The organism is Novosphingobium sp. B-7 (assembly GCF_000410615.1).
GTDB lineage: Bacteria > Pseudomonadota > Alphaproteobacteria > Sphingomonadales > Sphingomonadaceae > Novosphingobium > Novosphingobium capsulatum.
Genome location: NZ_KE148342.1, coordinates 2,823 through 10,780 on the forward strand (window position 1 = coordinate 2,823; position 7,958 = coordinate 10,780).

7 protein-coding genes are annotated in these 7,958 nt (G+C 67.1%); 6 read left to right on the top strand and 1 reads right to left on the bottom strand.

Translation table 11 applies throughout. From position 1 onward, the window contains the following. From H926_RS27295 to H926_RS27305, 5 genes are all read left to right on the top strand, one after another. The coding region (locus H926_RS27295) for a GSCFA domain-containing protein (protein ID WP_022676605.1) at positions 1-768 on the top strand (768 nt) is incomplete at its 5' end. A 32-nt stretch (positions 769-800) separates the two neighbouring features. Continuing rightward, entirely contained in the window at positions 801-1,649 is an 849-nt protein-coding gene (locus H926_RS0112495; RefSeq protein WP_022676606.1) for a hypothetical protein, read from the top strand. After that, positions 1,646-2,641, top strand: coding sequence for a hypothetical protein (locus tag H926_RS34265; protein WP_022676607.1), 996 nt, complete (start codon positions 1,646-1,648; stop codon positions 2,639-2,641). The genes H926_RS0112495 and H926_RS34265 overlap by 4 nt, the downstream gene beginning before the upstream one ends. Then, a complete protein-coding gene (locus H926_RS0112505) occupies positions 2,638-3,657 on the top strand; it encodes a glycosyltransferase (protein ID WP_022676608.1) in 1,020 nt (339 codons plus the stop codon). The genes H926_RS34265 and H926_RS0112505 overlap by 4 nt, the downstream gene beginning before the upstream one ends. Before the next feature lie 235 nt (positions 3,658-3,892). After that, positions 3,893-5,308: a capsule biosynthesis protein gene (locus H926_RS27305; RefSeq protein ID WP_082209150.1), complete on the top strand. Its 1,416-nt coding sequence runs from the start codon at positions 3,893-3,895 to the stop codon at positions 5,306-5,308. On the opposite strand, the gene H926_RS0112515 is transcribed toward H926_RS27305, so the two are convergent. Then, entirely contained in the window at positions 5,262-6,569 is a 1,308-nt protein-coding gene (locus tag H926_RS0112515) for a nucleotide sugar dehydrogenase (RefSeq protein WP_022676610.1), read from the bottom strand. The two genes, H926_RS27305 and H926_RS0112515, sit on opposite strands and share 47 nt — an antisense overlap. A 203-nt stretch (positions 6,570-6,772) precedes the next feature. On the opposite strand from H926_RS0112515, the gene bioB reads away from it, so the two are divergent. Next, positions 6,773-7,834 (top strand): biotin synthase BioB, encoded by a 1,062-nt coding sequence (gene bioB, locus H926_RS0112520; RefSeq protein ID WP_022676611.1) that lies wholly within the window; start codon positions 6,773-6,775, stop codon positions 7,832-7,834. Positions 7,835-7,958: the final 124 nt, after the last annotated feature.

Below are 7,958 nucleotides of genomic sequence, written 5' to 3' on the forward strand. Positions count from 1 at the left end.
TGCCGCTATGGCAACGTCTATACCGCGCGGCAGATGCTGCAACTGGCGCAAGAGGCGCTGGGCCGCCGGCGCCCGGCCGAGGTGGTGTGGGAGCGCGAGGGCCGCTTTTACGACGCGCTGCGCCCTGCCGTCGATCCCGCCGGGCACGCCACGGCCGATACCGTGCTGCTGGCGCGGCGCCTGCATCTGGGGGCGGTGCGCACCATGCTGGAAACCATGGATGTCATTGTGTTCACCCTGGGCCTGACCGAATGCTGGGAAAGCCTGGCCGATGGCACGGTCTACCCCACGGCGCCCGGCACCCTGGCGGGCAGTTTCGATTCCGCAGCCCACGCCTTTCGCAATCTGCGCCATCACGAGGTCTTGGCCGACATGGCCGCGTTCTGGGCCTTGGTGAAAGAGGTGAACCCCGCCGCGCGCATGTTGTTGACCGTGTCGCCCGTACCGCTGATGGCCACGGCCAGCGCGGAGCATGTGCTGCCGGCCACGGTCTATTCCAAATCGGTGCTGCGCGCCGTGGCGGGTGATCTCGCCGCCGATCATCACGATATCAGCTATTTCCCCAGCTATGAGATCATCACCGGGCATCCCAGCCGGGGCATGTTCTTCAACCCCGATCTGCGCACGGTGAACGCGATGGGGGTGGACCTGGTGATGCGCCATTTCTTCACCGGCCCGCTGGCCAGCACCTTTGGCCCGCAGGGCCACGCTCCCGCAGCCGAGCCGGAGGCCATCTGCGAGGAAGGCCGCATTACCGAGACGCTGTGACACCCCCCTCTTGGCCAAGGACCACGACGCCCGTGCCCCCATCCCAGCGCCTGCCGCTTGAAACCTTCATCGTGCTGTGCGGCATGCCCCGCTGCGGCACGCGCCAGTTTGCCGATTTCCTCAATGCCCATCCGCGCCTGTGCCTGCAGGGCGAGATCCGCAGTGGCCTGGTCCAGACCATTCGCGCCACGCTGGCCGCCGGTGATCGCGCCTATGCCACGGGGTATGCCGCCAATTATTACCGGCAAAAGCGCGCGCAGGGCGTGATCGACCTGTTCACGCTGCTGTCCAAGGCGCGGCGGATCAGCAAGCCAGGGGCCGATCTGCACGGCTTCAAATGCCCGCAGATGGAGCGGCAGAGCGCCGCGATCAGCGCCATCGTGCAGCCGGCATTTGCCCGGCTGGTGTGGCTGCACTGTATCCGCAACCCGGCCGACTGCTGGCTCTCGCTCAAAGCCATGCCCTGGTTTTCCGACGACATGGACCAGTTCGTGGAGCGCTATTGCGACAGCCTGGACCAGGCGCGGGCGATTGCCGATGCGCCGGCCGCCGAGGGTCTCGACACCCGGATCAGCCCGCTCGATCTCGATGCCTTCATCGCGGCGGCAGACAAGCCCGCCTGGCTGGGCAGCCAGCTGTTTGCACCGCTGGGCCTGGCGCCTTCGCCCGAAGACCTGGCGCGGATTGCCACCACGACAGACAACCGCAACGCCACCACCCGCGCCACCGGCAGCGCGCGGGCCACGGTGCTGAACACGGCCGACCACGCGGCGATGGCGCGCCATGCGCCAAGGCTGGACCAGGCGATTGCCGCCTACAATGCCCGGTTCGGCACCGCGCTGGCGCTGCGCCTGCCGGTGACAGAGGCGGTGGCGGCATGATCCGCGCCTGGCTTATCGCCTTAGCCTTGCTGGCCCCGATCGCCGCGCACGGGGCCACGCTCTATCTGGCGCCCGATGGCAACGATGCGTCCGATGGCCGCAGCGCCAAGATGCCGCTGGCCACGCTGGGCGCGGCCATCACCCGTGCGCAGCAGGCACCGGCGGGCGAGGAAACCCGCGTGATCGTGCTGCCCGGCGTCTATCGCGGGCAAAGCGCCGATATCGACGGGCGGCGCCTGCATGGCCCGTTGACCCTGGCCGGGACCAGCGCCGATCCGGCCACCTATCCAGCGTTCGTGGGCGATGGCAGCGACACTTGGCTGCACTTTCGCGGCGCGGAGGGGCGCGACAGCGGGTTGACGGTGCGCGCCTTGCGTATCGCGCACTATGCCACGGCGATCAGCCTCAACGGCAATCGCAACGATCCGGCCGCGTTCAACCGGGGCACCGTGCTGGAAAACCTGGTGCTGGCGCAGATCGGCACGGACACGGGCTCCGCGCCAGGCCTGGCCCTGTCGACCGCCGCGATCCGCCTGGTCAATGCGCGCGATACCGTGGTGCGCGGGGTGTTCTTCCACACCATCCGCAATGCCCCGCGCGATAAATGCGGCGGCCTCCACGCGATCTATCTGGCCAGCCATTCCACCGGCGCACAGATAGAGGGCAACACCTTTCAGGATTTCTGCGGCAGCGCGATCAAGCTGCGCGATGCCTCGGGCGGGGCCACGATCCGCGCCAACCATTTCCGCGATGCCGATGGCGCGCCGGCCATCGAGGAGTGGTTCTGCGACATGACGCGCACCGATGCCTGCACCAAGGCGGGCGGGGAATGCCCCTCCACCGGCATTCGCGTAACCGGCAACGATTTCGGCAACCTGCCGGCAGACCGCCGCGTGATCGTGCGCGGATCGCGCGTGGCGCTGTCGTGGTGTCCGCCGGGCAGCGCCACGGCGCCGCGCTTTCTGCTCGATGGCGGGCGGGCACTGCCGTGATCCTCGCGCCCTTTGCCCGGCTCAAGATCGCGCTGGTGGCCGATGAATTGACGCGCGCCTGCCTGGCGCCGGAATGCCAGGTGATCGATGTGCCGGCACTGGCCACGGCCTATGGCTTTCACCGCCTGCTGGCCGCCGCGCGGCCCGACATGCTGCTGGTGGAAAGCACCTGGGCCGGATGGGCGCAGACCTGGCAATATCGCGTGGCAAGCTATCCCGACCATTGGCTGCGTTCCAACCGGCGGCTGCGCGTGCTGGTGCGAATCGCCCGCGACATGGGCATTCCCACGGTGTTCTGGAACAAGGAAGACGGGGTTCATTTCGACCGTTTCATCGCCAGTGCGCGGCTGTTCGATCATGTCTTTACCGTCGATGCCAATTGCCTGGCGCGCTATCGTTCGGTGATGGGCGCGGATGCTTCGGTCCATGTGCTGCCGTTTCCGGTGCAGCCGGCCTATCACCGCTTTACCGGGTTTGCCTTTGCCCGGCGGCAGGCCAATTTCGTCGGCAGCTATTCCACCCATGTGCATCCGGCGCGCCGCGCCTGGCAGGACATGGTCTTTGCCGCCGCGGTAAACAGTGGCCTGGGGCTGACGGTCTATGACCGCAATTCGGCGCGGCCATCATCGATCTATCGCTATCCCGCCAGCGCCGGTTTGACCGTCCATCCAGCCGTGGCGCATGCCGAAACCGCGCGCATCTACAAGGAAAACCTGGTCTCGCTCAACGTCAACACGGTGACGGATTCGGCGACGATGTTCTCGCGCCGGCTGGTGGAAATCCTGGCCTGTGGCGGCATTGCCGTCACCTCTGCCGCACGATCGGTGGATACGCTGTTTGCCCGGTACTGCCACGTGGTGAGCGATGGCGCGCAGGCGCAAGACCTGTTTGCCCGGCTGCGCCATGGCCCGCAGCGCGATGACTTGGAACGCGCCCGCGCCGGCGCAGCGCATGTCGCCGCGCACCACACCTGGGACCGCCGCCTGGCCGAAGTGGCGACGGTGGCTGGGGTCTGATCCTGCAACGCCAGCGGCAAACGGCCGGGGGAATGGCTCCATATCGAACAGGCTTTGCCAGGCGGGCGAACGCCACGGTTCCCATCGCACTGGCGCGTTGCCGCGCCGCGCGATCTGCCAGACGCTGCCATGTGATCGCCCCCGAGAAATAGGGCGTTTACTGCCTGCGAAACGGTTGTTTCCGCGCTGGTGACACGGCGCGATCGCGATCACCCATCATCCGGTTGGCACGACCATGATGGAGCGGAGACGCACGGTGCACGAAGGCAGCGAAAGCCGCGATGCCCGGTTGGCAGCAAGCGCTGGCTGGCATGGGCCGGCGGCAGACGGGGGATGGGCCAGCTTTGCCGGCAAGCGCATCTTGCTGTTGCAGGGTCCAGTCGGGCCGTTCTTTTCCCGTCTCGCGCGTGATCTGCGCCGCGCCGGTGCCCAGGTGCGGAAAGTGAACTTCCATGCCGGGGACCAGGTGTTTTTTCCCGGCGGCCACACTTGGCGCGGACCGATGGCGGCATGGCCGGCCTGGCTGGAGCGGCACTTGGCCGCCTGGCAGATCGATTGCGTGATGCTGTTCGGTGATTGCCGCCCGGTGCACCAGGCAGCGCGCGCGGTGTGCCAACGCCATGGCGTGCCCGTGGGCGTGTTCGAGGAAGGCTATCTGCGGCCCAACCATGTCACGTTCGAATGGGGTGGGGTCAACGCCAACAGCACCCTGCCCCGTGATGCTCAGGCGCTGGTTGGCGCGACGCCAGCCGGGCCGTCCTGGCCACGGCCGGAAGGCGCTGCGCCGGCCGTGCCGGTCCCGCCCACGTTCTGGCGCATGGCGCTGTGGGCCATGCTCTATTTCGCGGCCGGGGCGCTGTTTGCCTGGCGGTTTCCCCACTATGTCCACCATCGCCCGCTCGAACTGGTGCAGGCGCTGCCCTGGCTGCGCTCTGCCTGGCGCAAGCCGCTGCGCGCGCGGGCGCAGCGGGCACTACTGCCACGGCTGACCGGGGCCGAGAGCGGGCGCTGGTTCCTGGTGCCCTTGCAGGTGCACAACGATTCGCAGGTGCTGCACCATGCCGATACCGGCGGCGTGGCCGGGTTCATCGCATCCACCATCGCCTCGTTTGCACGCCATGCGCCGCCCGATTGCCTGCTGGTGATCAAGCATCACCCGATGGATCGCGGGTATCGCGACTATCGCGCCCTGGTGGCGAGCGAGGCCGGGCGACACGGTTGCGCCGAACGGGTGCTGTGCCTGCACGATCAACCCACCCTGCTCCTGTTGCAGCATTGTCGCGGGGTGATCACCATCAACAGCACCGTTGGCTTGAGCGCCTTGGGCGCTGGGCGCGCCACAAAGACCATGGGCAAGGCGTTCTACGATATCCCTGGGCTTACTTACCAAGGCCCGCTGCACCGTTTCTGGCACGAAGCCCCCCAGGCCAGGCCCGACCGCGCGCTGTGGTTGACGCTGGAACGCACGATCATGGCCGAGGCGCTGCTCAACGGCAGCTTTTACCGCCGCGCCGCTCCCGGCAGTGCCACTGGTCTCACCACGGCGCCGCCGCCCGTCCCGCAGCATGGCCCGGTGAGCCTCGGCGCCTGGCCACCAGTGCCGCCTACAGACTCCAGTACTGCACCTCAGCCGGCAGCGCTTGTGGCGTAAGCGCGGATTTCACGTCGATCAACACCCCGCCGGGGCGCAGCATCGCGGCAATCGCCGCGCCGCCCAGCGCGGCATATTCACGGTGCGACACAGCATAGATCACCGCGTCGAGATCGGCAAAATCATCGAGCGAACTGAGCATGATGCCGAATTCGTGCGCGGCAGCGGCTGGCTCTGCCAGAGGATCGTGCACCAGCGGGGCGATGCCGAAATCGGCCAGTTCGCGCCAGATATCCTCCACCTTGGAATTGCGGATATCGGGCACGTTTTCCTTGAACGTCAGCCCCAGGATGCCGACCCGCGCCGACTTAAGCGCGCATCCTGCCCCGGCCAGCATCTTGACCGTGCGCTGGGCGATATAGGCGCCCATGCCATCGTTGATGCGCCGCCCCGCCAGGATCACCTGCGGGTGATAGCCCAGCTGTTCGGCCTTGGCCGTGAGGTAATAGGGATCGACGCCGATGCAGTGGCCGCCGACCAGGCCGGGATAGAAGCGCAGGAAATTCCACTTGGTGCCGGCGGCGGCCAGCACCTCGCTGGTGCGTATGCCGACCAGATCGCAGATCTTGGAAATCTCGTTCATCAGGGCGATGTTGATGTCGCGCTGGGTGTTCTCGATCACCTTGGCGGCTTCGGCCACCTTGATCGAGCTGGCCTTGTGAATGCCCGCTTCCACCACCGCGCCATAGAGATCGGCGAGCAGGTCCAGCGTTTCGGCGTCTTCGCCGGCCACGACCTTGACGATCTTTTCGAACGGATGCTCCTTGTCACCCGGATTGATCCGCTCGGGGCTATAGCCCAGCTTGAAATCGACGCCGGCCTTCAGGCCCGAAACCCGCTCGATCGTGGGGGCGCAGACTTCCTCGGTCGCGCCGGGATAGACCGTCGATTCGAACACGATCACGGTGCCGGGGCGGATCACCTTGCCCAGCGTTTCGCAGGCCATCTGCACCGGGGTGAAATCGGGGCGGCGGCTTTCATCCACCGGCGTGGGCACGGTCACGATGATCACCGGGCAATCCGCCAGGGCCGCGGCATCGTCGGTCACCACCAGCGTGGATGCAGCCAGGTCCTCGGCCGAAACCTCGCCGGTATAGTCATGATGGGCGCGCAAGGTGGCGATGCGATGGGCGCTGACGTCAAAGCCCACCACGGCAAACTTGCGGGCAAAGGCAATCGCCAGGGGCAGGCCCACATAGCCCAGCCCGACCACACCGATCCTGGGACCGCCCGTCTGCGAAAACACCCCGTTGCCCTGCACGCCTGTTCCATTCCTGCTGATGCCAATTGCCTTTGGCCATAATCCCATGGCGTTACCAATCCGCAAATGGCCCAAGCCCTGCCCAAAGGACAGCAAAGCGCGCGTTCACCCCGTGCAACGGTGGGCCTTCCCCTGTCCGCGCTCTTTGACTAAGGGCACGATTAAACCGCTTTCATCCCGTCCCGCCACAACGGAGTCGCCCGATGTCCGACCTTGCCACGCTCGAAGCCCCCGTCACCAATCCGGCGGTGCGCACCGACTGGAGCCGCGAGGAAATCGCCGCATTGTTCGACCTGCCGTTTACCGAGCTGGTGTTCCGCGCCGCCGCCGTGCACCGCGATCATCACCGCGCCGGTGAAGTGCAGTTGTGCACGCTGCTGTCGATCAAGACCGGCGGTTGCCCGGAAGACTGCGGCTATTGCTCGCAGAGCGTCAAGGCCGACAGCGGCGTCGCCGCGAGCAAGCTGATGGATGTGCAGGCCGTGCTGCAGTCAGCCGCCCAGGCGCGCGATGCCGGGTCCAAGCGGTTCTGCATGGGCGCGGCCTGGCGCAACCCCAAGGACCGCGACATGGACGCCATCGTGCAGATGGTGAAGGGCGTGCGCGAGATGGGGCTGGAAACCTGCATGACGCTGGGCATGCTGACCCCCGATCAGGCCGGCAAGCTGGCCGAGGCGGGCCTCGACTATTACAACCACAATATCGACACCTCGCCCGAACGCTATAACGAGGTGATCACCACCCGCACGTTCCAGGACCGCCTCGATACCTTGAGCGTGGTGCGCGAGGCCGGGATCAACGTCTGTTCGGGCGGCATTGTCGGCATGGGCGAAACCCGCGCCGATCGCGTCGGCTTTGTCCACGCGCTGGCCACGCTGGAACAGCACCCCGAAAGCGTGCCGGTCAACGCACTGGTGCCGGTCAAGGGCACCGTGCTGGGCGACATGCTGGCCGATACGCCGATGGCCAAGATCGACGATATCGAGTTCGTGCGCACCGTGGCGGTGGCCCGCATCACCATGCCGCTGTCGATGGTCCGCCTGTCGGCCGGCCGCGAAAGCATGAGCGAGGCCACCCAGGCGCTGTGCTTCCTCGCGGGGGCCAACTCCATCTTCACTGGCGACAAGCTGCTGACCGCGCCCAATGCCGGCGACGACAGCGACGCGGCGATGTTCGCGCGCCTGGGCCTCAAGCCCATGGAAGGCGAAGAGCCGCTGCGCGCGATGAAGGCCGTTGGCGGCTGCTCGGGCGGCTGCGCGGCCTGATCGCATGGACAGCGTGAGCGCCACGGATCTGTGGCAGGCCCAGTCCGCCGATCTGGCGGGGTTGCAGGCGCGCGCGCGCCTGCGCACCCTGGCCCCGCGCGCCGGCGTGGATTTTGCCAGCAAC

Coding starts and splice junctions, on each gene's coding strand:
- H926_RS27305 (WP_082209150.1), top strand. CDS start 3,893: ATGATGGAGCGGAGACGCACGGTGCACGAAGGCAGCGAAAGCCGCGAT.
- bioB (WP_022676611.1), top strand. CDS start 6,773: ATGTCCGACCTTGCCACGCTCGAAGCCCCCGTCACCAATCCGGCGGTG.
- H926_RS34265 (WP_022676607.1), top strand. CDS start 1,646: ATGATCCGCGCCTGGCTTATCGCCTTAGCCTTGCTGGCCCCGATCGCC.